The following is a 24,718-nucleotide window of genomic DNA, read 5'->3' on the forward strand; positions in this document are numbered from 1 at the left end:
GAGCGTATAGAGCATGAGTGAAGGGTTCGTAGTGAGTGATGACGAGTCCGGCCAGGGTACTTCCCTCGCCGCCTGGAACGCTTCGACCAAGCTGCACGGCCTGCCTGTGATTACCGCTGACTTGCTGGTGCCGACCAATTGCCGAGCCGTGATCATCGCCCCGCACCCGGATGATGAAATACTGGCCTGTGGCGGTCTGATGAGCCAACTGGCGCAACTGGAACGCAACCTGTTACTGATCTCGGTCACCGATGGTACGGCTAGCCATCCGGGCTCCACGCTCTGGCCCGTCGATCGTCTGTGCAAAGTCCGACCTGAGGAAAGTGCCGAAGCCTTAAATCGCCTCGGTATACCTGCAGAACGCCTCGAGTGGTTGCGTTGCGGCCTTCAGGACGGCGCCGTGGCCGACGCGGAAGATCAACTGGTGGCCTTTCTTGAACAGCATCTGGGCCCTGCCGACGTGGTATTCGCCACTTGGGCAGAAGATGGCCACAGCGACCATGAGGCGGTAGGCAGAGCCAGTGCAAAGGCCTGCAAGACCACCGGAGCACAGTTCCACGAAGTGCCGGTCTGGGCCTGGCACTGGGCTGACCCGGAAGACCAACGCCTGCCATGGGACAGAGCGCGCAAGCTGCTGCTCGATCCGGTCACGCTGGCCCATAAACGCAATGCTGCCCAAGCGTTCACCAGCCAGTTGCAGGGTGATCCGGCCATCGGTCTTTCCCCGGTTTTGCCGGACGCAGTGCTGGAAAGGCTGCTGCAGCCCTTTGAAGTGGTGTTCACATGAGCGTCCAGGACAGTTATTTCAATGAGCTGTTTCTCAACAACGAGGACCCGTGGGCATTCAAGCAACGCTGGTACGAACGGCGTAAGCGCGCCTTGACACTGGCCGCTCTGCCCCGCGAACGCTACCGCTCGATATTCGAGCCTGGCTGCGCCAACGGTGAACTCAGTGCCGATCTTGCCGGGCGCTGCGATTCACTGGTGTGCTGCGACACCTCGAATCTGGCTGTGGACCTGGCACGCAAGCGTCTGGCCGGCCTGCCCCATGCCAAAGTGTTGCAGGCGCGTTTGCCGCAGCAATGGCCGCAGGGCGAATTTGACCTGATCGTCTTCAGCGAGATGGGTTATTACCTGGACGCCGACGACCTGCACGGCCTGATCGACCGCGCACTGGCGGCCCTCGCACCGGATGGCCAGTTGCTCGCCTGTCACTGGCGGCCCGATATCGAAGGCTGCCCGCTGAACGCCCAGGCGGTTCACGACATCCTTGCTGCACGCTTGTCCATGCACCGACTTTTCAGTCATCACGAACAGGATTTCCTGCTGGACCTGTGGAGTCGTGATGGAACCTCCGTAGCAGAACAGGAATTCTCCGATGATCGGCATACTGATCCCGGTGCACAATGAAGAGCAGTTACTCGACTTGTGTCTCGAAACGATAAAGCAGGCGGCTGCACACCCCGACCTCAAGGGCGAATGCGTGGAAGTGCTGGTGGTTCTCGACAGCTGCACTGATCGCTCGGCGGAGATCGCGCGTGCCCACGGCGTGATGATTCTCGAAGTGTCGGCGCGCAACGTGGGGCAGGCTCGAGCACAGGGCGCGGAGTTTCTTCTCGACCGGGGTGCGCGCTGGCTGGCGTGTACCGATGGCGACAGCACCGTGGCCAGTGACTGGCTTGCCGAACAGCTGGCGCTGGATGCCGACGCGGTGTGCGGAACGGTCACGCCCGGCGACTGGAGCAAGGACATCTCGGCGGCCGCGCAAGCTGCTTACCTGCAGCATTACCAGCACCGTGACGGTCACAGACACATTCATGGTGCCAATCTGGGCGTCAGCTCGATTGCGTACATCAGCGCAGGTGGTTTTCCGGCACTGCCCTGCCACGAAGACGTGCACCTGATTCAGCAGCTGGAGTTGATCGGTGCGCGTATCGCCTGGAGTTGCCGCCCCAAGGTCACAACCAGCACCCGCCTCGACTCGAAAGCCAGGGGCGGGTTTGGTGATTTTCTAAGTTCGCTGAATGCCTGAACGGCGTGCTCACTGATGATGCGCCGTTTGCATGCCTGAACGGTCATCGTCGGCGGAATTGAGCGCCGCACTGAAAAACCGCACCGCTTCGGCACTCAGGTTGCGGTGAATATCCTCTCGGTCCACGCCGTCAGGGTCGTTGCACAGCAACGGCGCACTGGCGCGCTGCTCATCACTGCAGGGTGCCATGAAGACAAAATGCCCTGCCCCGGCCAGTAGCTTGTAGTCGGGCGGCTGCGGCAGCTTGCGCGCCAGTGCCTCTGCGTTTCGGTCGATCGCCAGCAACTGATCGTCATCTCCCGCGTACATCAAAACCGGCACGTGCACATCACCCAACGTGTGACGGCCGAACATCAGGCTCAATGGTGCCATCAACATCAACGCGCCAACCCGCGGGTCAGCTTGAGCATGAAGGTCATCACGGTCCGCGACCAGTTCGCCCTGAGTCTTGCAGGCGTCGCGGTCTGTCGGGCGCTCGACGCAGTACTGACGCAGACGCTGCAGATCAGGCTGCGCGCCAGCGAGAATCAGCGCGGTTTCGCCACCGGCCGAATAACCGATCACGCCCACTTGCCGGGCATTGAGATAGGGGGCCAGCAAGGGGTCGAGCAAGGCCGTACTGATCGCTTCGGAAATCTGCAGCGGCCGACCGTACAGGTTACTCAGGCTGCCGAGACGGCTGTGATCGCGATCATTGTCGCCAGGATGGACCACGGCAACCACCACAAACCCCTGCCGCGCCAGCGAAGTGGCCAGGTCATGCAGCGCCAGCGGGGTGCCGGTATTGCCGTGCGACAGCAACAGCAAGGGGAAACGGCCCATTGCGATAGGCGCCTCTTCACCGGCCTCGACGCGATAGCCATGAAGGATGCTCACTTGCTCGGCGGCGGTCGACGGGTAAAAGGCAATGGCTTCAACCGGCTGGGAATCCAGCGGATCAGGGAAACTCAACTGGTGATAGCCCGCGCTCCAGGACTCATCCGCCTGAGCGTGCACCGAAACAAGGCTATCGAGCAGGAAAACCAGCATCACTGCACAAAGACGTACCATGGCAAGGCCCAACCTTTGCAAAATCCGGAACCTCGTCCGGACAATCCATCAAGCGCTTGTGTCGAGCATCATGCTCCAGCGCGCCGTTCCCACCCAGATATGAGTGTTGAAAACAAAAATAGTGCACAAGCCGGGCCATAAACTGCCCGTTGTTTTTTCGCGAGGGCGACTATTTTCGCCAGCCTGACAAGGCATTGCTCGAAAAGGCTAGTCTAGTCCCGAAAGATCGCCATTACCTGTAAGGAAGCTGTCAAGGTTGTCTCCCGTCAACGCGCAGCTTGCCGGCAACCCATCGCCGTGCATCAGAAACAAAAAAACTCCACAACCCGGCAGGAACCTCTGCGCAGGTTGTAGAGTTTCGTGTACAGCGCTCTGGATCAGGCCGCGAACAACTCGTTCTGAATGTATTGCTGAGCAGCGCTCATGGCGCTGGCACGCGGCTCTTCGCCATACGCCAGGCCGTGGGCACGGACGAATTGCAGGTCGGTGATACCGATGAAGGCGAACAGCGTCTTGAGCAGCTCTTCGTGACCGGTGCCAGTGGGTTGCCCTGCGTGCAGACCGCCCGAGGTGGAAACGATAATGACTTTCTTGCCGCCACACAGGCCTTCAGGGCCCGCCTCGGAATAACGGAACGTGCGACCCGCGATCAGAATCCGGTCAAACCAGGCTTTCAGCTGGGTCGGGATGGTGAAGTTGTACATGGGTGCGCCGATGACCAGCACGTCCGAATCGAGAAACTGCTGCAAGGTGGCTTCGTTGCCTGCCACTTCCTGCTGCTGGGCGGCGTCACGGACGTCTACAGGCGTGCCCGCTGCGGCGAGGCTGGCGGCAGAGAAATGCCCAAGCGCGTCGCTGGCCAGATCGCGGTAGGTGACCTGGCTGTCGGCGTGCGCATTCAGGTAGGCCTGGACAACCTCATGGGTCAGCTGACGCGAAGCAGAGTGATCGCCGAGGATGCTGGAGTCGAGGTGCAATAGATTCATAACGTAGCTCCCATAAGAAAATCGCCACAGGGCGATGAAGTGGCGAGCATCCTATCCTTGATCGCAATAGATGATTAGTGGTCTTGAATGCGACTGTTCGTTCTATTAAGAGAACAATAAAGCGAATCGGGACTCAGGCTGAGCTCTTTGAACGAGGTCTCGAACACATCCAGCAGGCCCCTGACCGCTGGAAGCAGGCCTCGGCGCGAGGCGAACACGGCATGCACGATGCCGCACTTGGGTCGGTGCTCGCTGAACAGCTCGATCAGACGTCCGTCCTGCAACGCTTCCCTGACAATCAGCTCGGGAAGCTGGGCCACACCGACACCCTGCAAGGCGGCCTGCAGCATCATGTCCAGGTCCGAGCTGATGAGCCGCGGCGTATGGCGTATTTCGGCATACTGGCCGGGCTGCGTCTCCAGCAACCAGCGGTGCTCGTGATTCGAAGACGGCATGTCGAGGCTGGGCAGTGTCGACAGCGCGTCGAGAGAAGGCGTCGCCGACAGCCTGGCCACCAGGTCCGCGCGCGCCACCAGACGCTGGGCACTGTGCCCGAGCTTCTTGACCACCAGCCCGTCGTCCTCCAGCGGTGGAAAGCGCACACGTAGCGCAATGTCGATGTTCTCGGTCAGCGGGTCGACACGTCGGTTGGTACTTTCGACCTGGATCTGAACCTTGGGGTGCTCGGCCGCGAAACGGGCGATGGTCTCGTTGAAGCCCATCGCTGCCAACGCCGGAGGACAACTGATCACCACCCTGCCCTGCGGTTCGGATTTGGAACGCAGGATGGCCTCTTCGGCCGCCTCGGCCTCGACCAGCATGGCCACGCAGTGCGCGTAATAGTCACGCCCGCTTTCGGTCACCGCGAAGGTGCGGGTCGAGCGGTGAATCAGGCGCACACCCAGACGCTCCTCGAGTCCGGCAATGCGCCGGCTGAGCTTGGACTTGGGGATCCCCAGCTTGCGACTTGCCGGCGCAAAGCCGAGGCACTCGACCACCTGGACGAAATAAAACAGATCGTTGAGATCAAACACCCGGCCACCTCGTTTTCAGAGCCGGGAGTATGCAGCGCCGTGCCCCGTGCCTCAAGGCCGCGACTGAGGATCGCGCCGGGTCATTCGGCAGTCAGAAATGCCAGCACCGGGCCGGTAAATGCCTCACCCGCCTCGACGCTGGACAGGTGGGCCGCGTGCAGCTCGATGAGCTGCGAACCCTGAATCCGTTCGACCATGAAACGCCCGTCCGCCGGGGTTGTTACAGCGTCCTCCGTGCCACAGACCACCAGCACCGGCAGTTCGATGGACGCGATCTGCTCACGGAAATCCGCATCGCGCACAGCCGCGCAATTGGCTGCGTAGCCCTGTGGCGAGGTACGTGCCAGCATGCCGACGACCGTGTCGACCGCAGCGGGCTCGGCGTGCGCGAAGGAAGGCGTGAACCAGCGTGCGATCGAGGCATCGCGCAACGCGACCATGGCCGACTGGCCGTCACGCAGAACGGTTTCGATACGAGGATTCCAGACATCAGGGTTGCCGATTTTGGCGGCCGTATTGCACAGCACGACCTTGTGCAGGCGCTGCGGCGCATTGATTGCCAGCCATTGGCCGATCAGCCCGCCCATGGACAGGCCGCAGAAAAAAGCCTTGTCGATGTCCAGCGCATCAAGCAGCGCCAACACATCGCGACCGTTTTGCTCGATGCTGTAACTGCCCTCAGTGACCAGCGATTTGCCATGGCCGCGCGTGTCGTAACGCAATACCTGAAAGTGACGGCTGAAGGCAGGCACCTGGTTGTCCCACATGTGCAGATCAGTGCCCAGGGAATTGGACAACACCAGCACGGGCGCGCCCGCCGGACCTTCGAGCAGGTAGTTCAGTTGACCATCAGCGAGTTGCACGGCAGACATTCGAGACTCCGGAGAAAGGCAAAGCTGCACACTAATCAGTGTCGCAGCAGCATACAATCGGCGGATCGAATATCCGTGCGGCTATCGAACAGCTTACCGTGCGCCGTCAGAACCCAGGGAGCATCCATGCCAAAGAGCCCGCAAAAGACCCTGCACAAGGAAGACATCGCCAGATTCTGTCTCGACCTGCCAGGCGCGCGTGAAGACTACAAGTGGGGCGGCATACGGGTTTTTTCCGTCGCCGAAAAGAAAATGTTCGCGGTCATGGATCTGGTCGGCGAGGACCTTGCGTTCAAGGTCCACCCGGAATTGTTTCTGGGTTACGTGGATCGACCCGGCATACGACCTGCGCCCTATCTGGCGCGTGCGCACTGGATCAGCGTGGCCGACCTGAAGACACTGAGCGCCGATGAGGTGCGCGACCTGCTGACCCGCTCGCACCAGTTGGTGGTCGGCAAGCTGCCGAAACGGCAGCAGATCGGCCTGAAGCTATAACGGCAACAGTTGCACAAGCCGCTTGCCCAAAAACAGCCAGTCAATCCACAACGCTTGATGCACCAGCACGATCAGCCAGAACACGACCTGAAACGACACCTTGCGGGTCTTGTGCCGGAACACCTGCTGCGCCAGCAGCGCGCCGGGCCAACCGCCGAGCAGCTCGACGCCATGCAGGACGTTCTCCGGGGTGCGCTGGCCCGCGTTGCCGGCCTGTCGCTTGTCATGCCGGTAAAGCACGAACGCCAGCAGGCTCATGACGATCAAGACCAGCGCCGGGATCGGCGTGACTTGCCTCAGCCACAGCGACGCCGTGCCGTAAACCGGTAACGCACACAGCAGCAACAACACCAGTACCTTCAAGCGCAGTTGCCGGACCGGCGACCTGCCACGGCTGGCTGGCCGTGACGACTCGCGGTTCGCTGTCATGCCTTGGCCGATGCCCAGTCGATCCAGCCAAACTGCCAGGTCGCCAGAATCAGCAGGCCGAAGGCGATGCGATACCAGGCGAACACCGCATAACTGTGAGTGGCGATGAACTTGAGCAAACCGCGCACTGCGATCATCGCGAAGATGAACGAGGTGATGAAGCCGATGGCAAATACCGCGAAGTCGTCCGGGCGAAACATGTCACGGTACTTGTAGCCCGAATACACCGCGGCACCGACCATGGTCGGCATGGCCAGGAAGAACGAGAATTCGGTCGCCGCCTTGCGGGACAGGCCGAACAGCAGGCCGCCAATGATCGTCGAACCCGAACGCGAGGTGCCGGGGATCATCGCCAGGCACTGTACCAAGCCTATTTTGAGCGCATCGCTCCAGCTCATATCATCGACGGTTTCGGTGCGCACGGTGTGCTCGCGGCGCTCGGCCCAAAGCATGATCACCCCACCGATGACCAGCGCCGTGGCCACGGTAATGGCATTGAACAGGTAGTGGTGAATGGTATCGGCGAAAATCACGCCCAGCACCACGGCAGGCATGAAGGCGATCAGCAGGTTGAGGGTGAAACGCTGCGCTTGTTGCTGTTTGGGCAAACCCACGACGACGTCGAGGATCTTGCGCCGAAACTCCCAGACCACCGCCAGAATCGCCCCCAACTGAATGATGATGTTGAAGGCCATGGCACGCTCGCCGCCAAAATCGATCAGGTCGGCGACGATGATCTGATGCCCGGTACTGGAGATCGGCAAGAACTCCGTCAACCCTTCTACAACACCCAATATCAACGCCTGAGCAGCGGTCCAAAGATCCATCATTCCCCCATGAAGCGATGCCGCAGGCTCGCTGTTTAATGTTGTCGTGTAAAAAATGCTTGCCACTATGCCGCCACATGCCTGAACGAAGCTTGAAGAAACTCGCGCAAATGCAAGGCGCGGAATGCTAGCAGACCTGCACGCACAACGCCTGCTGACGTAAGCTCCGGCGCAACACAAGCTGCACGCCGCGCGCAGAAGCGCATACAATCGCCGGCCCCGCCCCTCACCACCCTCACCAAGGAGCCGCCATGTCCGGGCTTGAACTCTTCGCTGCCGCCATCGGCGTTATCGCAGTCTGGCTGACAGTGAAGCAGAATCCCTGGTGCTGGCCAATTGGCCTGGTCATGGTGGTGATTTACATCTGGATATTCTTCGACGTGAAGTTGTATTCGGACATGCTCCTGCAGGTCATCTACGCAGGCCTGCAGGTCTACGGCTGGCTGCAATGGACCCGGCACGGTGACGGCCTTCCGGTCAAAGCCGTAACCACGTTGCAGAACGGTTCGGTGCTCAAGGGGCTGGCAGTCGGCGTACTCATCAGCGTTGCACTGGGTGCCGGCATGGCGCATTTCACCGATGCGGCACAACCCTGGCTGGACGCCGCATTGACCGGGTTCAGTCTGGTGGCGCAGGTCTGGATGGCGCAAAAGCGCGTTCAGTGCTGGCCGCTGTGGATCCTGCTCGATGTGATTTTCGTCGGCCTGTTCATCTACAAGGACCTTTACCTGACGGCTGCGCTGTATGGCCTGTTCACCCTGCTGGCGGTGCAGGGCTGGCGCGAGTGGCGCAACGATCTGGCGCTGGCGCGATGAAAGTTCTGGTCCTCACCGGCCCCGAGTCCAGTGGCAAGAGCTGGCTGTCGGCGGAGATACAGCATAGGTTCGGCGGCCTGCTGGTCGGCGAATATGTGCGGTATTTCATCGATCAGCAGGGCCGCGACACAGATTACGCCGATATCCCGGCCATCGCTCAGGGCCAAATGGCCTGGGAGGACGCCGCGCGCGGCGCAGAGCCAAACTTGCTGATACTCGACACGCACCTGTTGAGCAACATGCTCTGGAGCCGCACGCTGTTCGGCGACTGCCCTGCGTGGATCGAACAGCAACTGCTGAGCCGTTCCTATGACCTGCACCTGCTGCTGTCGCCCGAGGGCGTTGACTGGATCAGCGACGGCCAGCGCTGCCAGCCGCAGTTGGGTGAACGCAAGGCCTTTTTCAACGCCAGCCGGGAATGGCTGGAACACCACCAGCAGGCTTACCGGATAGTGGGCGGTAGCTGGGAGCAGCGCCGCGAGCAGGCGCTGAGCGCTGTCTCGCAGTTGCTGGACGACTCAGCGGATCTGGTGCTTGTGTAACAGCCGATAAAACGTCGGTCGCGAAATACCCAGCACTCTGGCCGCCACGCTCAGATTGTCACTGTGGCGCGTCAACACGTCGCACAAGGCCTGACGCTCGGCCCGGGACTTGTAATCCTCCAGCGTGCCCATGTTGCCAACACTGTCCTCTTCGCCCAGCAGGCCCAGATTTGCCGCTGCTATCTGCCTGCCTTCGGCCAGCACCAGCCCGCGCCGAACGCGACCGGCCAGCTCGCGCACATTGCCTGGCCAATCGTGCTTGCCCAGCGCCACCAGCGCATCCTGACTGAAACTGCGCGCCCGCCTGCCGGTTTCCTGACTGTACACATGGGCGAAATGGTTAGCCAGCAACGCCAGATCGCCATGGCGCTCGCGCAGCGGCGCTACACCGACCTGCAGCACATTGAGTTGGTAATAAAGGTCCTCACGAAAGCGCTTTTTGCGCACGGCCGTTTCCAGATCCTCGCGAGTGGCGGCCAGCACCCGCACATCCACTGCAATCGGCTCGCCGCCGTCCGCGCGCTCGATCTGCCGGTCTTCGAGAAAGCGCAGCAGGCTCGCCTGGGTATCCAGCGGGAGCTCACCGACCTCGTCGAGCAACAGCGTGCCGCCGTCTGCGGCTTCAAGCAGTCCGACCCTACGCGCCTGAGCATCGTCAAACCCACCGTCCTCATGACCGAACAGCACGGTGTGGATCGACTGCCCGTCAGGCGCTGCGCAATCAACCACGATAAAGGGTTTGTCACGTCGCAAGGACTGAGCATGCAGACTGCGGGCGATCAGTTCCTTGCCCGTGCCCCGCTCGCCCCTGATCAGTACCGGCGAATCGGTGGGCGCCAGTTTGCTCAGCAGCCTGCGCAGTTCACGGACAGGCCGACTGTCGCCGAGCAACTCGGGGTCCGCGCTGAACGGCGATGGCGAGCCCTGCACTGGCGGCGGCCCGGCCGTAAACGCTCTGTCCAGCGAGGCGTGCAGCCGACCGGCATCGAAAGGCAGCGTATGAAAGTCGAAAAACCAGCGGCAGACGAAATCGCCGATTTTCTCGCGGCGCAAATCACTGGCTGACAGCACTGCAATCCAGCGCACCGGGCTGTTAACGAACAGCGCCTCAAGCCTGGGTAAGTGTTCAAAATGATCGGACGTCAGGTGAATCAGGCCTACATCACAATCAGAAATGATTGCCGAACCCGATGGGCTTTCCTGCACCGTCCAGCCGGCTTCGATCAGAACAGGGATCAATGGATGACAGTCGTCACCGCCATCGAGCATTAACAGACGTCGTGTTGGGGCCGATCCATGCATGAAGTTTCCTTGGCGCCCGGCGTATGGAGGGATTTTGAAAAGCTTTTTATAAACAGTCTGTTGGCGAGCCCAATCATCACCCTAGCAAATATTTGACGCGGCGTTGTACCGTTTGGGTCTAACGGTCATAACCTGAAGTCATTAACGCGCTACATGCCCGACCCTTTTTGCCCGGGACATCCATGCGCGCGCCCGTCGAAAATAATTCGCAACTATTTTCATTGAACAGTGTGACTCATGCCCCCTTGTCGTTCATCAACACAAGTAACCAGCCGGACGGTTAGCCCGCCGCCGTGACTGAATTGATATGGGCACTTGAGGAAACGACCATGAACGCCCCACTGCGCTTCAACGATGCACTTCTGATCGCTGGACACGCTTTTGAACCCTTCCAGTGTGTTGCCTGGGCACCACAGGACGGTAACGGCGAACTGAGCCTGACGGTGATCGACCGCACCAGCAACCGTATCGGTCGCAAGCAGATCCCGAGCAGCACCTATTCCGACAAGCGCCAGCTGGCCAGCGCTCTGGAACAGGCCCGTGCAGAAATCAGCAACGAAGGCTACGACCTTGAGCCGTGGACCATGCCGGCTTGATGGCTGACTGAGCCGGCTCCCCGCTTGGCGTAACGGAAAACCTGTGGGTCGCCGCACTCGCCGCGCCCGCAGGAATGTGTTCTCAGTGCCATGCTCTGCGCGCGCCAACCCCGCAGAGCATCGGCAAGAGAGCAGGGCCTGACGGGGGCCCCACCCTCAGACCCGCTTCAACTCATCAATGTGCCGGTACTCGGCCCCCAGACTCGATGCCAGTTCCCGCGCCCTTCCCAGGCGGATCGGGCCTTTCTCGATATCGATCAGCAAACTGGCGCAGTCGAACGCGGGCAGTGCCGGCAACGACTTGATCCGACCATCGGTCAGCACCAGAACCCGCTGCTGTTCGGCCGGATAGCGTTTTTGCCGTTGCGCCAACCATTCAGCCGCCTGTTGCAGCGCTTCCGGCAACGGCGTACCACCACCAGCCCCCAGTGCATCCAGCCAGGGTATCAATGCCGATGAGGCCTTCAGCCCCTGATGTTGCCAGCGTGGCGCAGTGCCGCTGGCGGTCAGCAAGGCCAGCCGAGCCCGGCGTCGATAGGCATCGTCGAACATCTGCGACAGCAGGCCCTTGGCCTGACTCAACGCCTGATGGCGGCGGGTAGACGCCGAAGCATCGACAATCACCAGCAATAACTCGCTGGGCCGGCTGCTACGCGGCTGACGCACCAGGTCCTTGTGGCTCTTCGGCTGACCGCGCAAAAACGTCGGCAACCATTGCACCGGTCCATCAGCCCCGACACGCACAGCGCCCTGCCTGCCGCTGGCCAGTCGACCGGGACGGGGAATGGCATCCGCCCCCTGTATGGCGCGGGGACGGATGCCTAGGGCTTTTTTGGCCAGCTCGGCACTTCGCGGCGTGATCCGGTCGTGACTGCCTGGGCGGGCAACTCACCCCAACTGCCCTGCCCGCTTTCAGGCTCGGCCTGTTTGCTGGACGATCCTGGTGGCGGCGGTGCCTCGGAATTCTGCGGCGGTGGCGAGGGCTCGCGGCGCCGGTGACGCAAGGCAAATTCGGCAACGGCCTCGATGTCCTGCTCTTCAATGTGCCCCGCACCCCGCCACGCCGCATGAGCACGCGCAGCCCGCAGCCAGACCAGATCGGCGCGCATGCCGTCGACACCTGCGGCAAAGCAGCGCTCGGTGATCATTGCCAGGGACTGGTCATCCAGTTCGATGCCCGCCAACAACTGACGTGCCTGCTCACAACGCCGCTTCAAGGCATCCTGCTGCGTTTGCCACTGCCGGCAGAAGCTCTGCGGATCGCTGTCGAAATCGAGACGGCGACGGATGATCTGACTGCGCTCGGCAGGCAGCGTATGGCCGCTCAGGGCCACATTGAGGCCAAAGCGATCCAGCAACTGCGGGCGCAATTCGCCCTCTTCGGGGTTCATGGTGCCGATCAGCACGAAACGCGCAGCATGACGATGGGAGATACCGTCGCGCTCGACCAGGTTGACGCCGCTGGCCGCGACGTCCAGCAGCAGATCGACCAGATGGTCGGCAAGCAGGTTGACCTCATCGACATACAGCACGCCACCGTCGGCCTTGGCCAGCACGCCTGGAGAGAAGCGCGCGCGGCCTTCGCTCAGCGCGGCGTCGAGATCCAGCGTGCCGACCAGACGCTCTTCGGTAGCGCCCAGCGGCAAGGTGACGAACTGACCGCTGGCCAGCACATCGGCCAGCCCGCGGGCCAGCGTCGACTTGGCCATGCCTCTTGGCCCTTCGATCAACACGCCGCCGATGCGCGGATCAATGGCAGTCAGGCATAACGCCAGTTTCAGGTCATCGGCACCCACCACAGCGGCCAGTGGAAAATGCGGAGTTTCGCTCATCGTTGAATCAGACACGGTCATCAGTTCTCTTCTATGTCCAGGAGCAGGTCTTCCAGCGCCTGCTGATACTCGCCAGGCTCCTGCCAGAGGCCGCGCTGCTGGGCTTCGAGCATGCGCTCGGTCATGTCGCGCAGCGCATCGGGGTTGTGCTGGGCGATGAAATCGCGAGTCGCCGGGTCCAGCAGATAGGCGTCGGCGAGCAGCGCGTACTGGTGATCATCGATCAGCTCGGTGGTCGCGTCGAACGCGAACAGGAAATCCACGGTCGCGGCCATCTCGAAAGCACCTTTGTAACCATGGCGCTTGGCCCCTTCGATCCATTTCGGATTCGCTGCGCGCGAGCGTATCACCCGGTTCAGCTCTTCCTTGAGGGTGCGGATTTTCGGCAGGTCGGGCTGGCTATGATCGCCATGGTAACTGGCGGTCTTCTGCCCGCTGAGGGTTTCAGAAGCGGCGAGCATGCCGCCCTGAAACTGGTAGTAGTCATTTGAGTCGAGCAGGTCGTGCTCGCGATTGTCCTGATTCTGCAGCACCGCCTGCACCTGAGAAAGCCGCTGGGCAAAGCGCTGGCGCGCGGGCGTACCTTCATCGGCAGCGCCATAGGCGTAACCACCCCAATTGAGGTAAACCTCGGCAAGGTCGTCGCGGCTCTGCCACAGACGGCCATCGATAGCGCCCTGCACGCCAGCGCCGTAGGCACCGGGTTTGGCACCAAATATCCGCCAACCAGCCTGACGCGCCGCCTCCTCTTCATTCAGGCCTTCTGCGATGAAGCCTTGCCGTTCTTCACGGACCCTGGCCGCCAGCGGGTTCATGTCGTCGGGCTCGTCAAGCGCCGCGACGGCCTGCACCGCAGCGTCGAACAGCTTGATAAGGTTGGCGAAAGCGTCGCGGAAGAAACCGGAGACCCGCAGTGTCACGTCCACTCGTGGGCGGTCGAGCAGGCTGATCGGCAGAATCTCGAAGTCATCGACCCGCTGACTGCCCGTCGCCCATACCGGACGCACGCCCATCAGCGCCATGGCCTGGGCGATGTCGTCACCGCCGGTACGCATGGTCGCCGTGCCCCACACCGACAGGCCCAACTGGCGCAGGTGATCGCCATGGTCCTGCAGGTGTCGTTCCAGCAACAGGTTGGCGGACTGGAAGCCGATTCGCCAGGCCGTGGTGGTCGGCAGGTTGCGCACATCCACGGTAAAAAAGTTGCGGCCAGTGGGCAGCACATCCAGGCGTCCCCGGCTCGGCGCGCCGCTGGGGCCTGCCGGCACGAAATGACCACTCAGCGCGTCAAGCATGCCCTGCATTTCGCCGGGGCCGCAGGCATCCAGACGCGGCGCGACGACGTCACGCAGGCTGTCGAGAATCTGGGCCAGATCATCGTGCGCCGGCAAGTCGGTCAACGCTTCGCCCTGCGTGACGCGTTCGATAAGGATGGCGGCGTAAAGCTCCAGCCGCTCGCGCGCGTCGCCCGCACTGCGCCAAGGGTCGCTGCTCAAGGCCTGCAACGCAGCGGGGCGCGGGCCGATCCAGGGTTCGGCCAGCTCGCAGTTCAGCGGGTCGAAGTCCAGCTCGAACGCCTTGCTCAACGCGCGCAACAGGCTGGACTGCGCGCCACGCCCGTCACCACGCGGAATACGCAGCAGCGCCAGCAAAGTGTCGATGCGCAGACGGCCTTGTGGCGACTGACCGAAAATATGCAGGCCATCGCGAATCTGCGATTCCTTCAGATCACACAGGTAAGTGTCCAGACGTGGCAGCCAGAGCGCCGCGTCGGCATCGCTGTCGAGGTTCTCGCCCAGCGCCAGTTCGCGGTCGATATGGGTTTCACGGACCAGTTCGAGAATGTCACGCTGCAGCTCGCGCGCGCGGCGCGGATCGAGCATTTGCGCTTCATAGAATTCGTCGGCGAGCAGTTCCAGATTACGCAACGGGCCGTAGGTCTCCGCGCGGGTCAGCGGCGGCATCAAGTGATCGATGATGACCGCCTGAGTGCGCCGTTTGGCCTGTGCGCCCTCGCCCGGGTCGTTGACGATGAACGGATAGATGTTCGGCATAGCGCCCAGCACCGCGTCCGGCCAGCAGGTTCGCGACAACCCCACGCCCTTGCCCGGCAGCCACTCGAGGTTGCCGTGCTTGCCGACATGCACCACCGCATGCGCGCCGTAGGCCTTGCGCAGCCAGAAGTAGAACGCCAGGTAGCCATGGGGTGGAACCAGATCCGGGTCGTGATACACCGCGCTCGGGTCGACCTGATAACCCCGTGCCGGTTGAATGCCGATGAACGTGAGGCCAAAGCGCAGTCCGGCGATCATCATCCGGCCGCTGCGAAACATCGGGTCGGTGTCCGGCGTGCCCCAACGGGCATTCACCGCATCGCGATTTTCCTGCGGCAGTTCGTTGAACGCCGCCAGGTATTCCTCCAGCGCCATGCTCTGGTGACACGGGCGCTGGTCGATACTGTCCAGATCATTGGTCACGCCGCCCAGCAGTTGCTGGATCAGTTCGGTGCCAGTGTCCGGCAACGGTGCCAGCGGATAGCCCTCGGCCTGCATGGCGCGCAGAATATTCAGCGCCGCAGCAGGGGTATCGAGCCCCACACCATTGCCGATCCTTCCGTCGCGAGTCGGGTAGTTGGCGAGAATCAGCGCCACGCGCTTTTCGCCATTGGGCAGGCGCGCAAGTTCGATCCAGCGCCGCGCCAGTTCCGCGACGAAATCCATCCGGTCCGGCTGGGCACGGTAGCAGACCACGTCCGACTGGCTGCGCTCACTGCGCCAGGCCAGGTCCTTGAAGCTGATCGGCCGGCTGATAATGCGTCCATCCAGCTCCGGCAAGGCAATGTGCATCGCCAGATCACGAGCGCCAAGGCCCTGTTCGCTGGCCTGCCAGGCAGGCTCGTTGTCCTGCGCGCAGATGGCCTGAATGACCGGTACGTTGCGCCGGAACGGACGCAGATGCGGCGCTTCCGGACTCGACTGAGCAAAACCGGTGGTATTGAGGATCAGCTCGGTTTCAGCCTCATCCAGCCAGTCCTCCACCTGAGTGAAACAGCCGGGTTCCTTGAGGCTGGCCACAGCAATGGGCAGCGGGTTGATGCCTTGCGCCTGCAAGCGCACACAGAACTCGTCGATGAAACCGGTATTGGCGGCCTGCAGGTGCGAGCGATAGAACAGCAGCGCCACCACTGGCTGCTCGGCAAGCCAGTCTGCCTGCCAATCGGCAAGCTGCGCGCTTGCCAGGCGAGGATGGTAGATGGCTGTGCGCGGCAACGGCGCGGGCTCGACCCAGGAATAATCGCGGTCCAGCCAGCGACTGGCCATGCAGTTGTACAACTGCAGCGCGTTCTGCAGGCCACCCTGACGCAGAAACTGCCAGAGTCGGTCGCGTTCCACGGCAGGCACGGTGCTCAGATCACTCAGTTCCGGATCAGGACGGTCATCACCGGGCACCAGAATGACCTGAACGCCGCGTGCCGCGAGCTCCATCAGCCGCTCGACGCCGTAGCGCCAGTAGCCAATACCGCCGTGCAGAGAAATCAGAATGACCTTTGCGTGACGCAGCACTTCATCGACGTACAGGTCGACAGAGGCGTGATTCTGGACCTGCATCGGGTTGGCCAGACGCAGGCTGGGGTAGTCGTCGGGGAGCTGCCGGGCGGCTTCGGCCAGCAGCGCCAGGCTGGAGTCGCCGCTGCAGAGAATCACCAGCTCGGCCGGGGTCTGGCCCAGATCGGCAATATTGTCGTCAGGTACGAAACCGCCGGGCTGGGTTCTCAGTAAATGCATGGGTCAGCCGACAATCGCAGCATTGAGTTGCGCTTGCAGGGCTGCGGCATCCAGCTCCTGACCAATCAGCACCAGGTGCGTGGCACGCTCTTCATCGGCACGCCAGGCGCGGTCGAAGTGCTTGTCGAAACGAGTCCCGACACCTTGAATCAGCAGGCGCATCGGCTTGCCGGGAATGGCCGCGAAGCCCTTCACACGCAGAATGCCGTGCTGCACCACCAGTTGATTCAGTGCATCGAGCAGGACTTTCTCATCGGCTTGCGGCAGCTTCAGGGAAATCGAATCGAACGCGTCGTGATCGTGGTCATCATGATCGTCATCGTCGTGGTGATCATGGTGGGTCTTGCGAGCATCGATATGCAGTTCGGACTCGGCACCGACACCCAGCAGCACGCTGATCGGCAGGCGACCACTGCTGGCTTCGATCACCTTGACCGCAGGCGGCAGCTCCTCGGCAACTTCGGCACGCACTGTCGCCAGACCTTCGGCGTCGATCATGTCGGCCTTGTTGAGGATCACCAGATCGGCGCTGGCCAGCTGATCGGCAAACAGTTCGTGCAGGGGCGACTCATGATCCAGGTTGGGATCGAGTTTGCGCTGCGCATCGACTTGATCCGGGAAGGCAGCGAAAGTACCGGCCAGTACCGCCGGGCTGTCGACCACCGTGATCACCGCATCGACCGTGCAGGCGTTGCGGATTTCCGGCCATTGAAAAGCCTGGACCAGCGGCTTGGGCAGCGCCAGACCCGAGGTTTCGATCAGGATATGGTCGAGGTCACCACGGCGCGCGACCAGTTCGCGCATGACCGGGAAGAACTCTTCCTGCACGGTGCAGCACAGGCAGCCATTGGCCAGTTCGTACACTCGGCCGTTGGCTTCTTCTTCGGTGCAGCCGATCGTGCACTGCTTGAGGATTTCTCCGTCGATGCCTAGCTCGCCGAACTCATTGACGATGACCGCAATGCGCCGCCCTTCGGCGTTGTCGAGCATGTGCCGCAACAGGGTGGTCTTGCCCGAGCCGAGGAAGCCGGTGACGATGGTGACGGGAAGCTTGGCCAGTGTTTTCATCAGGTGCCCTTTGGCAATGCGGCGGGCAAACAGGACGAGAGCCGCATGCAGGACACGCAGATCGGATCGCCACCGGATCACCCCGCCCGGTTGTAGTGAGAATTCTCCAGGACCGCAGCACGTGTGGCCCGTTCGAGGCAGGTCTCCTGGCTCACGGCGGCGTGCGGCAGACAATGAATAATGTGCCGACACGCATTCATCGCGCCTTCCCGCCGCAGCAGTGGCTGTGCAATGAACATGACCGTTTACAGTTGCGGGGGCAGCTGCGGCATGTACCGCATTCCCGTCTTAGCTCCACTGGGTGATGTTTTACCCGGGGAGAACCTCGAACCAGGGTGTGTAAAAACGTCACGAGCGAAGGCAAGACAAGGCAAAAACAGGCGAAAACGGCCGGGGTCGCGACCGACTCTAGGTGTTCTAAATGAGCATTTTTCGCCTGTTTTTAACGCAGTATTGCCAAGCGCAGTAGTTTTTACACAGCTTGGAACCGGCAAGGCTACGCAGTGACTGCAGACAGGTCAATCGTTCAGATTGACGCTGCCCCGCCGCCCATGGTCTCCTGTGCGCCTTGTTTCGGGTGCCCCTCACGGGGTGAAACGGGAAACCGGTGCGCTCGCGTTGTCGAGCAAGTCCGGTGCTGCCCCCGCAACGGTAAGCGAGAGTAGGTCTGATCCACTGTGCCGCTGGCATGGGAAGGTGACCTTGCAGGCTTTGACGCACTGACGTCCTGGTCCCTCGCGAGCCCGGAGACCGGCCCGATATGCTTGCAATGACAAACCCGCGGTGGGCGGGCGCAGTTGAAACCTCCGGCGTCTGCCGGCAGGTTCTTTTGCGCGTGGCCCACTTGCCGATTACCAACAAGAGGGAACGCCATGTCGACCATCAGCAGCCACGCCGCCGCGCCCAGCTCCACACGCACTCAACGCCTGACAGCCGCCATCAGCGCTGCGCTTCTCGGCGCCTGCCTGGTGTATTTCGCCGGTTTCTCGCACATCGCGGCCGTGCACAACGCGGCACACGATACCCGTCACAGCGCTGCCTTTCCTTGCCATTGAGGGCCTCACAATGTTCAAGCGAATCGCCTACACCGCAGGTTTCACCGGCCTGCTCGCCGCCCTGTTGCTGACGCTGCTGCAAAGCCTGTGGGTGGTGCCGCTGATCCAGCAGGCCGAGACCTACGAAAACGCACCTGCCGAGCAACTGCATCAGCACGCGGAGGGCGCGATGGCCGAACACAGCCATGCCCATGACGAAGCGGCCTGGGAGCCCGAAAACGGCTGGCAGCGTGTGCTGTCCACCACTGGCGGTAACCTGGTGGTCGCGGTGGGCTTCGCCCTGATGCTTGCCGGGCTTTACACCCTGCGGGCGCCGGGGCGCACCGTGCAAGGCGCATGGTGGGGGCTGGCCGGTTTTGCCGTGTTCGTGCTGGCCCCGACCCTTGGGCTGCCACCCGAACTGCCAGGCACAGCCGCCGCCGAGCTGAGTCAGCGGCAACTGTGGTGGCTCGGCGCTGCCGCGTCGACTGCCGCCGGGCTGGCCTTGCTGGTGTTCGGTCAGAACTGGCTGCTCAAAGCGCTGGGTGTGGCGATTCTGCTGGTCCCGCATGTGCTTGGCGCGCCACAGCCGCTGGTCCATGAAAGCCTGGCTCCCGAAGCTCTGGAATCGCAGTTCATGATTGCCTCGCTGCTGACCAACGCGCTGTTCTGGGTCGCGCTGGGGTTGATCAGTGCCTGGCTGTTCCGCAGAAACGACGTGCACACCGCCAATGTCGACCTGCATCAGGCCTGATCCAGCGACCCTTCAACCCGGCGCACCTCTGGTTGCCGGGCTGGGCTGTCGGCGCGGCTGCTCGGCTGCGCTGTTGCGCGATCTGCTCGAGCAGAGCCTGCAGGCACTTGAGCTGGACATTGGCCGGGTGACCGCGCTGGCGTCCATCGACCTGAAAGAAACCGAGCCCGGCCTGCTTGAGCTGGCCGGGCAACTGGCTGTGCCACTGGTGTGCTTCAACGCCGCGCAACTGGTGGCGTGGGAACAGCACCTCACGCACCGTTCTGCGCAGGTGTTCCAGAACACGGGCTGTCATGGCGTCGCCGAGGGCTCGGCCCTGGCACTGGCGGCGCAACTGGGCGACGGTACGGCCACCCTGCTGATCGAACGGCAGAAAAGCGCGCAGGCCACATTTGCCTTGGCAATCAGCCCTGCGCACAGCGGATAATCTCCCCGCGCTCACTCACCCCGGAGAATTCATTGACTGTCTATTTTATCGGCGCAGGCCCTGGCGATCCGGAGCTGATCACCGTCAAGGGCCAACGCCTGATTCGCAGCTGCCCGGTCATTATCTACGCAGGCTCGCTGGTGCCCCTCGCCGTGCTGGAAGGTCATCAGGCCGTGCAGGTGACCAACAGCGCCGAACTGCATCTGGAGCAGATCATCGAGCTGATCACGCGCGCGCACGCACAGGGCCAGGATGTGGCGCGCGTGCATTCCGGAGACCCGAGCCTGTATGGCGCTATCGGCGAGCAGATCCGCCATCTGCGCGAATTGGGCATTCCGTTCGAAATCATTCCGGGGGTGACCGCGGACCGCTGCCTGCGCCGCGTTGCTGGGCGTCGAGCTGACCCTGCCGGACGTTTCGCAGAGCGTGATTCTGACCCGCTATGCCGACAAGACCTCAATGCCCAGCGGCGAGGAACTGGCCAGTCTGGCCAGCCATCGGGCAACCATGGCGATTCATCTGGGGGTGAACAACCTGCAGCGGATCGTCGAGGAGCTCATGCCACATTACGGTGCCGACTGCCCGATTGCCGTGGTGCATCGCGCCAGCTGGCCGGATCAGGACTGGGCCGTTGGCACGCTGGCAGATATTCAGGAAAAGGTACAGGCCAAGGGCTTTCGCCGTACGGCGCTGATTCTGGTCGGACGTGTACTTGCCGATGACACCTTCAGCGAGTCCTCGCTTTACCGCGCCGGGCATGCCCACCTGTTCAGGCCGGTGTAGTCAGTACCGCCATGGTGATCGCAGTAATGAGCGGCGACGCATGGCGTGATGAAAAGCGTGCCAACGCTGGGCTGGCACGCTGATCGGTATTGCCCTCCTCAGGCAGCCGCCTCATACAGGCTTCGGCGCGGCCACTTCGCCGCTTTCCAGGCTCTTGCGCAGAATATCGGCCTGCACGGCAGCCGCTTTCATGGCGCTTTCCTTGATGTAGCCATAGCCGCGAATGCGTTCCGGCAGGCGTGCCAGACTCAAGGCGGTGTGGCGATTCTGCGCCTGAAGGTGTTGCAGGATCAGTTCGATATCGCTGACATAGCGGTCAATCAGCGCCCTCTCCTGCTGACGTTCGAGACTGCGACCGAACGGATCGAGCGCCGTGCCACGGAGGAATTTGAACGTCGCCAGCACGTCGAACGCGCGCAGCATCCACGGGCCAAAACTACGTTTGCGCGGCAGGCCATTGTGCGGATCGCGCTTGGCCAGCCACGACGGTGCCAAGTGAAACTCCAGTCGATAGTCACCCTCGAACTGCGCTTGCAACTGGCGGGTAAACTCGCCGTTGCTGTACAGCCGCGCCACTTCGTATTCGTCTTTATAGGCCAGCAATTTGAAGTAATTGAATGCCACGGCCTCGGTCAGCGTCGGCTGCTGGCCAGGGAACGCGCGCGATTCGCTGTCGCGTACGCGTTGCACCAATGCCAGATAGCGCTTGGCGTAGGCGGCGCTCTGATACTGCTTCAAGGTATCGACATTGCTCTGGATGCGTTGATCAAGATCCATTGGCTGCGGCTCGCTGACCTTGTTTTGCGGGTTGACGAAGGCCTCCACAGCGGCAGGATCATGCGCAGTACGACGCCCCCAGAGAAACGCCTGCTGATTCAGATTGACCGCTACGCCGTTGAGTTCGATGGCCTTCTCGATGGCCGCCGAGGTCAATGGAATCAGGCCCAGCTGAAACGCATAGCCGAGCATGAACAGGTTGCTGGCCGATGCTGTCGCCCATCAGTCGAGTAGCCAGTGATGTGGCTTCGACAAAGTGGGTCTTCGCCGCGCCGACCGCCTCAATGATGGTCTGCTTCATGGCTTCGGCCGGAAACACGGCATCCGGATTGCGCGTGAACTCGGCGGTCGGTGTTTGCTGGCTGTTGACCACCGCATGGGAAATCTTGCTATCGAGCTTGGCGATCGCGTCCGGGCCGGCAGCCACCAGCAAGTCACAGCCGAGCAGGCAGGTGCGCTTCACCGGCGGCGATACGCACGGCAAACAGATCCTCCTGGCGCGCGGCAATGCGGATATGGCTGACCACCGGACCGAATTTCTGTGCCAGACCGGCCTGATCGAGCACGCTGCAGCCCTTGCCCTCCAGATTCGCGGCATAGCCCAGCATCGCGCCGACGGTGGTCACCCCAGTGCCGCCGACACCCGGCAGGAGAATATTGAACGGCCTGTCGAGCGACGGCAGTGCCGGTTCCGGCAGACGCGCGAATGCTTCGACCTGCTTGGGCAACGCAGGCTTGCGCAGTTGCCGCCATGCACGGTGACGAAGCTCGGGCAGAAACCTCGACGCAGCTGAAATCCTTGTTGCACGCGCTTTGATCGATTTCGCGCTTGCGCCCCTGCGCCGTTTCCTTGGGCAGTACAGACAGGCACCCGGATTTGACCCCGCAATCGCGCAACCCTCGCACACCGCCGGGTTGATCAACGCGCGCTTTTCCAGGTCAGGCATGGTGCCGCGCTTGCGACGGCGGCGCTTTTCAGTGGCGCAGGTCTGGTCGTAGATGATGACCGACACGCCTTTGAACTCGCGTAACTCGCGCTGCACGCTGTCCAGATCGCGCCGATGATGAAAGGTGGTAATCGGTGCGAAGTCTTCACGATTCGGGTACTTGTCCGGCTCGTCGGAAACCAGCGCGATGCGGTGCACGCCTTCGTTGAATACCTGACGACTCAGTTGATCGACGCGCAGCACGCCGTCGATCGGCTGGCCACCCGTCATGGCCACCGCATCGTTGTAGAGAATCTTGTAAGTAATGTTGACCTTGGACGCCACTGCCGCACGCAGCGCCAGGTGCCCCGAGTGAAAATAGGTGCCGTCGCCCAGGTTCTGGAAAACGTGCGGGGTTTCGGTGAACGGTGCCTGACCGATCCAGGTCACGCCCTCGCCGCCCATCTGGGTGAAGGTATCGGTTTCGCGGTCCATCCAGATGGTCATGTAATGGCAGCCGATCCCGGCCAGGGCGCGACTGCCCTCCGGCACCTTTGTCGAAGTGTTATGCGGGCAGCCGGAGCAGAAATGCGGGGTGCGCTGGGTGGTGAACAGCGGCGCCTGCAGCGCTTGCTCCTTGTCGCTGAGAAACTGCAGGCGCGCTTCGATCTGCGGGCTGCTGTAGAACGGCGCAAGGCGTTTGGCGATCACCCTGGCAATCATTGCCGGGGTCAGCTCGCTGAGGTTCGGCAGCAGTGAGCGGCCCTGCTCATCGAACTCGCCGACCACCACTGGCCGGCGCTCAACAGGCCAGTTGTAAAGCTGACCGGTCAACTGGTCTTCAATGACACTGCGTTTTTCCTCGACCACCAGAATCTCGTCCAGCCCTTCGGCAAAGTCGTGCACCGACACCGGCTCCAGCGGCCAACTCATGCCGACCTTGAGCACGCGAATCCCGACCTTCTCGCACAGCTCCTGATCAATACCCAGCTCTTCGAGGGCCTGACGCACGTCCAGGTAGGACTTGCCGGTGGTGATGATGCCCAGCCGCGGTTGCGCAGAATCGATCACCACCTTGTTGAGCTGGTTGGCACGGGCGAAGGCCCTGGCCGCGTAGATCTTGTAGGTGTTGAGTCGCGCCTCCTGGGCCAACGGCGGGTCCGGCCAGCGGATATGCAAACCGCCTTCGGGTATATCGAAGTCGTCAGGGATACGGGTTTTGATCCGCAAAGGATCGACCTCGACCACCGCAGAAGAGTCGACGTTCTCGGCAATGGTCTTCATCGCCACCCAGCAACCGCTGTAGCGCGACAGCTCCCAGCCAATGATGCCGTAGTCGAGAATCTCCTGAACATTACTGGGGTTGAGCACGGGGATCATCGATGCGATGAACGCATGCTCACTCTGGTGAGCGATGGTCGATGATTTGCAGCCGTGGTCGTCGCCCGCCAGGATCAGCACACCGCCGTTGGCCGCAACACCGGCCGAGTTGCCGTGCTTGAAGACATCACCGCAGCGGTCCACACCCCCGGCCCCTTGCCGTACCAGAGGGCGAACACCCCATCGTACTTGCCATGCGGGAACAGGTTGACCTGTTGACTGCCCCAGACCGCCGTGGCGGCCAGTTCTTCGTTGATGCCCGGCTGAAAATGGATGGCGTTTTGTTGCAGGTAGTCCTTGGCGTCCCAAAGGCTTTTGTCCAGATTACCCAGCGGCGAACCGCGGTAGCCAGAGATAAACCCGGCAGTGTTCAGGCCCTGTGCCTCATCGCGCTGCTTTTGCAGCATCGGCAGGCGGGTCAGGGCCTGTGTGCCGGTCAGGTACAGATTGCCGGTGGCAAGCCGGTATTTATCATCCAGACGAATATCAGCCAGGGACATGCGAATACCTCTCTTGTTCTTATAGGGTCAGGTCTTGTAAGCCGGGACGGTCCTGCCCGGCAGCCTTGCAACTAGACTGCCAGCAGCAAAGAGGCTTTTTCTTTCTAAATGCGCGCAAATCTGCTGATATTCAGCATGCTTTTTTCGGCCAGAACAAAAAACAAGGTCAATTCATGCAGCCAAAATTGAGCCCCATCGATCGCAAGATTCTTCGTCTGCTGCAACATGACGCCAGCCTGTCGGCCCGGAAATCGCCGAACGGGTCGAGCTGTCGCAATCGCCGTGCTGGAGGCGCATTCACCGGCTTCAGGAAGACGGGGTGATCGAGCGCACGGTCGCCCTGCTCAGTACCCAGAAGCTGGGACTGAGTATGACCGTGTTCGTCGAGGTCAAGCTGTCAGGCCATGGCCGCCGCTATCTGGCCGAGTTCGAGGAGGCAATCATCGGCCACCCGGAGGTGCTGGAGTGCTAC

The 24,718-nt window shown here is 61.9% G+C and carries 25 protein-coding genes, 2 pseudogenes and 2 riboswitches; of the genes and pseudogenes, 12 read left to right on the forward strand and 15 right to left on the reverse strand.

The features are described from left to right. The first annotated feature begins 13 nt into the window (after positions 1-13). Genes V476_RS26235 through V476_RS26245 form a run of 3 tightly spaced genes read left to right on the forward strand, consistent with a single transcriptional unit; the run spans position 14 to position 2,032 of the window. Positions 14-787, forward strand: a complete 774-nt coding sequence (locus V476_RS26235; RefSeq protein WP_024959912.1) for a PIG-L deacetylase family protein — start codon at positions 14-16, stop codon at positions 785-787. Then, positions 784-1,410, forward strand: coding sequence for a class I SAM-dependent methyltransferase (locus V476_RS26240; RefSeq protein WP_024959911.1), 627 nt, complete (start codon positions 784-786; stop codon positions 1,408-1,410). The genes V476_RS26235 and V476_RS26240 overlap by 4 nt, the downstream gene beginning before the upstream one ends. Next, on the forward strand, positions 1,379-2,032 hold the full coding sequence (locus V476_RS26245) for a glycosyltransferase family 2 protein (protein WP_003315336.1): 654 nt from the start codon (positions 1,379-1,381) through the stop codon (positions 2,030-2,032). The genes V476_RS26240 and V476_RS26245 overlap by 32 nt, the downstream gene beginning before the upstream one ends. Positions 2,033-2,041: 9 nt before the next feature. On the opposite strand, the gene V476_RS26250 is transcribed toward V476_RS26245, so the two are convergent. The 4 genes from V476_RS26250 to pcaD form a co-directional block, all read right to left on the reverse strand. After that, positions 2,042-3,082, reverse strand: a complete 1,041-nt coding sequence (locus V476_RS26250) for an alpha/beta hydrolase family protein (RefSeq protein ID WP_024650377.1) — start codon at positions 3,080-3,082, stop codon at positions 2,042-2,044. 377 nt (positions 3,083-3,459) lie between these two features. Continuing rightward, positions 3,460-4,068 carry an FMN-dependent NADH-azoreductase gene (locus V476_RS26255; protein ID WP_024959910.1) on the reverse strand — a complete coding sequence of 203 codons (609 nt, stop codon included), beginning with the start codon at positions 4,066-4,068 and terminating at the stop codon, positions 3,460-3,462. 74 nt (positions 4,069-4,142) lie between these two features. Beyond that, on the reverse strand, positions 4,143-5,102 hold the full coding sequence (locus V476_RS26260; protein WP_024959909.1) for a LysR substrate-binding domain-containing protein: 960 nt from the start codon (positions 5,100-5,102) through the stop codon (positions 4,143-4,145). 80 nt (positions 5,103-5,182) lie between these two features. Then, positions 5,183-5,974 (reverse strand): 3-oxoadipate enol-lactonase, encoded by a 792-nt coding sequence (gene pcaD, locus V476_RS26265; protein ID WP_024663694.1) that lies wholly within the window; start codon positions 5,972-5,974, stop codon positions 5,183-5,185. Positions 5,975-6,100: 126 nt separating this feature from the next. On the opposite strand from pcaD, the gene V476_RS26270 reads away from it, so the two are divergent. Beyond that, positions 6,101-6,469 carry an MmcQ/YjbR family DNA-binding protein gene (locus V476_RS26270; protein WP_003342070.1) on the forward strand — a complete coding sequence of 123 codons (369 nt, stop codon included), beginning with the start codon at positions 6,101-6,103 and terminating at the stop codon, positions 6,467-6,469. On the opposite strand, the gene V476_RS26275 is transcribed toward V476_RS26270, so the two are convergent. Together V476_RS26275 and V476_RS26280 are read right to left on the reverse strand one after the other, a co-directional pair. Further along, the gene (locus tag V476_RS26275; RefSeq protein ID WP_003422931.1) at positions 6,464-6,898 is read right to left on the reverse strand and encodes a DUF1294 domain-containing protein; all 435 of its coding nucleotides are present in this window, start codon (positions 6,896-6,898) and stop codon (positions 6,464-6,466) included. The genes V476_RS26270 and V476_RS26275 overlap by 6 nt on opposite strands. Continuing rightward, positions 6,895-7,725, reverse strand: coding sequence for an undecaprenyl-diphosphate phosphatase (locus V476_RS26280; protein ID WP_003394753.1), 831 nt, complete (start codon positions 7,723-7,725; stop codon positions 6,895-6,897). The genes V476_RS26275 and V476_RS26280 overlap by 4 nt, the downstream gene beginning before the upstream one ends. A 251-nt stretch (positions 7,726-7,976) precedes the next feature. On the opposite strand from V476_RS26280, the gene pnuC reads away from it, so the two are divergent. Together pnuC and V476_RS26290 are read left to right on the forward strand one after the other, a co-directional pair. Then, a complete protein-coding gene (pnuC, locus tag V476_RS26285) occupies positions 7,977-8,540 on the forward strand; it encodes a nicotinamide riboside transporter PnuC (RefSeq protein ID WP_003394750.1) in 564 nt (187 codons plus the stop codon). Beyond that, entirely contained in the window at positions 8,537-9,082 is a 546-nt protein-coding gene (locus V476_RS26290) for an AAA family ATPase (RefSeq protein WP_024959908.1), read from the forward strand. Before pnuC ends, V476_RS26290 begins: the two co-directional genes overlap by 4 nt. Here V476_RS26290 and V476_RS26295 read toward each other — a convergent pair. Next, a complete protein-coding gene (locus V476_RS26295; RefSeq protein WP_024959907.1) occupies positions 9,059-10,384 on the reverse strand; it encodes a sigma-54-dependent transcriptional regulator in 1,326 nt (441 codons plus the stop codon). The two genes, V476_RS26290 and V476_RS26295, sit on opposite strands and share 24 nt — an antisense overlap. Positions 10,385-10,713: 329 nt before the next feature. Between V476_RS26295 and V476_RS26300 the strand changes: the two genes are divergently transcribed. Then, positions 10,714-10,980 carry a hypothetical protein gene (locus tag V476_RS26300; protein WP_003315350.1) on the forward strand — a complete coding sequence of 89 codons (267 nt, stop codon included), beginning with the start codon at positions 10,714-10,716 and terminating at the stop codon, positions 10,978-10,980. A gap of 156 nt (positions 10,981-11,136) precedes the next feature. Here V476_RS26300 and V476_RS26305 read toward each other — a convergent pair whose 3' ends face one another. From V476_RS26305 to cobW, 4 genes are read right to left on the reverse strand one after another with little or no spacing between them, the layout of a single operon-like run. Next, a complete protein-coding gene (locus V476_RS26305; protein WP_024959906.1) occupies positions 11,137-11,748 on the reverse strand; it encodes a vWA domain-containing protein in 612 nt (203 codons plus the stop codon). Positions 11,749-11,801: 53 nt separating this feature from the next. Next, positions 11,802-12,833: a magnesium chelatase ATPase subunit I gene (locus tag V476_RS26310; RefSeq protein ID WP_024959905.1), complete on the reverse strand. Its 1,032-nt coding sequence runs from the start codon at positions 12,831-12,833 to the stop codon at positions 11,802-11,804. Next, positions 12,833-16,597, reverse strand: a complete 3,765-nt coding sequence (gene cobN / locus V476_RS26315; protein WP_024959904.1) for a cobaltochelatase subunit CobN — start codon at positions 16,595-16,597, stop codon at positions 12,833-12,835. Before cobN ends, V476_RS26310 begins: the two co-directional genes overlap by 1 nt. A 3-nt stretch (positions 16,598-16,600) precedes the next feature. Continuing rightward, complete coding sequence (gene cobW / locus V476_RS26320; protein ID WP_004417420.1) at positions 16,601-17,665, reverse strand: cobalamin biosynthesis protein CobW; 1,065 nt, start codon at positions 17,663-17,665, stop codon at positions 16,601-16,603. Between the two features lie 119 nt (positions 17,666-17,784). Beyond that, a riboswitch (cobalamin riboswitch) is annotated at positions 17,785-18,008 on the reverse strand. Between the two features lie 215 nt (positions 18,009-18,223). Continuing rightward, positions 18,224-18,438, forward strand: a riboswitch (cobalamin riboswitch). Positions 18,439-18,537: 99 nt separating this feature from the next. Here cobW and V476_RS26325 point away from each other — a divergent pair. The 4 genes and pseudogenes from V476_RS26325 to cobM all read left to right on the forward strand — a co-directional run bounded on the left by V476_RS26325 (position 18,538) and on the right by cobM (position 20,663). Then, a complete protein-coding gene (locus V476_RS26325) occupies positions 18,538-18,720 on the forward strand; it encodes a CbtB domain-containing protein (protein ID WP_003342053.1) in 183 nt (60 codons plus the stop codon). Between the two features lie 10 nt (positions 18,721-18,730). Beyond that, entirely contained in the window at positions 18,731-19,453 is a 723-nt protein-coding gene (locus tag V476_RS26330) for a CbtA family protein (RefSeq protein WP_024959903.1), read from the forward strand. Continuing rightward, positions 19,431-19,880: a cobalamin biosynthesis protein gene (locus tag V476_RS26335; protein WP_024959902.1), complete on the forward strand. Its 450-nt coding sequence runs from the start codon at positions 19,431-19,433 to the stop codon at positions 19,878-19,880. Before V476_RS26330 ends, V476_RS26335 begins: the two co-directional genes overlap by 23 nt. A 32-nt stretch (positions 19,881-19,912) precedes the next feature. Then, positions 19,913-20,663 (forward strand): annotated as a pseudogene (gene cobM, locus V476_RS26340) (precorrin-4 C(11)-methyltransferase). A gap of 111 nt (positions 20,664-20,774) precedes the next feature. On the opposite strand, the gene V476_RS29035 reads toward cobM, so the two are convergent. From V476_RS29035 to V476_RS29045, 4 genes are read right to left on the reverse strand one after another with little or no spacing between them, the layout of a single operon-like run. Next, positions 20,775-21,440: a DUF6537 domain-containing protein gene (locus V476_RS29035; RefSeq protein ID WP_346243012.1), complete on the reverse strand. Its 666-nt coding sequence runs from the start codon at positions 21,438-21,440 to the stop codon at positions 20,775-20,777. A 58-nt stretch (positions 21,441-21,498) separates the two neighbouring features. Then, on the reverse strand, positions 21,499-21,924 hold the full coding sequence (locus V476_RS29215; protein WP_346243010.1) for a hypothetical protein: 426 nt from the start codon (positions 21,922-21,924) through the stop codon (positions 21,499-21,501). Beyond that, positions 21,875-23,890, reverse strand: coding sequence for an indolepyruvate ferredoxin oxidoreductase family protein (locus tag V476_RS29040; protein WP_248833025.1), 2,016 nt, complete (start codon positions 23,888-23,890; stop codon positions 21,875-21,877). Before V476_RS29040 ends, V476_RS29215 begins: the two co-directional genes overlap by 50 nt. Further along, positions 23,821-24,246, reverse strand: coding sequence for a hypothetical protein (locus V476_RS29045; RefSeq protein WP_248833026.1), 426 nt, complete (start codon positions 24,244-24,246; stop codon positions 23,821-23,823). Before V476_RS29045 ends, V476_RS29040 begins: the two co-directional genes overlap by 70 nt. Before the next feature lie 173 nt (positions 24,247-24,419). On the opposite strand from V476_RS29045, the pseudogene V476_RS26350 reads away from it, so the two are divergent. Beyond that, a pseudogene (locus tag V476_RS26350) lies at positions 24,420-24,718 on the forward strand (Lrp/AsnC family transcriptional regulator); the annotation flags it as partial.

This window comes from Pseudomonas syringae KCTC 12500 (assembly GCF_000507185.2).
Classification (GTDB): Bacteria; Pseudomonadota; Gammaproteobacteria; order Pseudomonadales; family Pseudomonadaceae; genus Aquipseudomonas; species Aquipseudomonas syringae.

Coding starts and splice junctions, on each gene's coding strand:
- V476_RS26235 (WP_024959912.1), top strand. CDS start 14: ATGAGTGAAGGGTTCGTAGTGAGTGATGACGAGTCCGGCCAGGGTACT.
- V476_RS26275 (WP_003422931.1), bottom strand. CDS start 6,898: ATGACAGCGAACCGCGAGTCGTCACGGCCAGCCAGCCGTGGCAGGTCG.
- V476_RS26255 (WP_024959910.1), bottom strand. CDS start 4,068: ATGAATCTATTGCACCTCGACTCCAGCATCCTCGGCGATCACTCTGCT.
- V476_RS26330 (WP_024959903.1), top strand. CDS start 18,731: ATGTTCAAGCGAATCGCCTACACCGCAGGTTTCACCGGCCTGCTCGCC.
- pcaD (WP_024663694.1), bottom strand. CDS start 5,974: ATGTCTGCCGTGCAACTCGCTGATGGTCAACTGAACTACCTGCTCGAA.
- V476_RS26310 (WP_024959905.1), bottom strand. CDS start 12,833: ATGACCGTGTCTGATTCAACGATGAGCGAAACTCCGCATTTTCCACTG.
- V476_RS26325 (WP_003342053.1), top strand. CDS start 18,538: ATGTCGACCATCAGCAGCCACGCCGCCGCGCCCAGCTCCACACGCACT.
- V476_RS26300 (WP_003315350.1), top strand. CDS start 10,714: ATGAACGCCCCACTGCGCTTCAACGATGCACTTCTGATCGCTGGACAC.
- V476_RS26250 (WP_024650377.1), bottom strand. CDS start 3,082: ATGGTACGTCTTTGTGCAGTGATGCTGGTTTTCCTGCTCGATAGCCTT.
- V476_RS26295 (WP_024959907.1), bottom strand. CDS start 10,384: ATGCATGGATCGGCCCCAACACGACGTCTGTTAATGCTCGATGGCGGT.
- V476_RS26240 (WP_024959911.1), top strand. CDS start 784: ATGAGCGTCCAGGACAGTTATTTCAATGAGCTGTTTCTCAACAACGAG.
- V476_RS29045 (WP_248833026.1), bottom strand. CDS start 24,246: ATGTCCCTGGCTGATATTCGTCTGGATGATAAATACCGGCTTGCCACC.
- cobN (WP_024959904.1), bottom strand. CDS start 16,597: ATGCATTTACTGAGAACCCAGCCCGGCGGTTTCGTACCTGACGACAAT.
- V476_RS26280 (WP_003394753.1), bottom strand. CDS start 7,725: ATGGATCTTTGGACCGCTGCTCAGGCGTTGATATTGGGTGTTGTAGAA.
- V476_RS26290 (WP_024959908.1), top strand. CDS start 8,537: ATGAAAGTTCTGGTCCTCACCGGCCCCGAGTCCAGTGGCAAGAGCTGG.
- cobW (WP_004417420.1), bottom strand. CDS start 17,665: ATGAAAACACTGGCCAAGCTTCCCGTCACCATCGTCACCGGCTTCCTC.
- V476_RS26270 (WP_003342070.1), top strand. CDS start 6,101: ATGCCAAAGAGCCCGCAAAAGACCCTGCACAAGGAAGACATCGCCAGA.
- pnuC (WP_003394750.1), top strand. CDS start 7,977: ATGTCCGGGCTTGAACTCTTCGCTGCCGCCATCGGCGTTATCGCAGTC.
- V476_RS29035 (WP_346243012.1), bottom strand. CDS start 21,440: ATGGATCTTGATCAACGCATCCAGAGCAATGTCGATACCTTGAAGCAG.
- V476_RS26335 (WP_024959902.1), top strand. CDS start 19,431: ATGTCGACCTGCATCAGGCCTGATCCAGCGACCCTTCAACCCGGCGCA.
- V476_RS26245 (WP_003315336.1), top strand. CDS start 1,379: ATGATCGGCATACTGATCCCGGTGCACAATGAAGAGCAGTTACTCGAC.